The sequence below is a fragment of the Pseudomonas sp. CFBP 13727 genome, from assembly GCF_014841915.1.
Lineage (GTDB): Bacteria > Pseudomonadota > Gammaproteobacteria > Pseudomonadales > Pseudomonadaceae > Aquipseudomonas > Aquipseudomonas baltica.
Window position 1 is genome coordinate 1 of record NZ_JACYUT010000014.1, and the last position, 588, is coordinate 588.

A 588-nucleotide genomic window follows, 5' to 3' on the forward strand; every position below is an offset into this window, starting at 1 on the left:
TGCGAATTTTCGGCGAATGTCGTCTTCACAGTATAACCAGATTGCTTGGGGTTATATGGTCAAGTGAAGAAGCGCATACGGTGGATGCCTTGGCAGTCAGAGGCGATGAAAGACGTGGTAGCCTGCGAAAAGCTTCGGGGAGTCGGCAAACAGACTGTGATCCGGAGGTGTCTGAATGGGGGAACCCAGCTGTCATAAGACAGTTATCTCATGCTGAATACATAGGCATGAGAGGCGAACCAGGGGAACTGAAACATCTAAGTACCCTGAGGAAAAGAAATCAACCGAGATTCCCTTAGTAGTGGCGAGCGAACGGGGACCAGCCCTTAAGTTGATTTGAGATTAGCGGAACGCTCTGGAAAGTGCGGCCATAGTGGGTGATAGCCCTGTACGCGAAAATCTCTTGTCAATGAAATCGAGTAGGACGGGGCACGAGAAACCTTGTCTGAATATGGGGGGACCATCCTCCAAGGCTAAATACTACTGACTGACCGATAGTGAACTAGTACCGTGAGGGAAAGGCGAAAAGAACCCCGGAGAGGGGAGTGAAATAGATCCTGAAACCGTATGCGTACAAGCAGTGGGAGC

Annotated in this window: 1 rRNA gene; it reads left to right on the forward strand. The window is 50.3% G+C overall.

Annotation, left to right across the window (positions count from 1 at the left end):
- Positions 1 to 57: 57 nt before the first annotated feature.
- Positions 58 to 588 (forward strand): 23S ribosomal RNA (locus IFT76_RS20685); the annotation flags it as partial.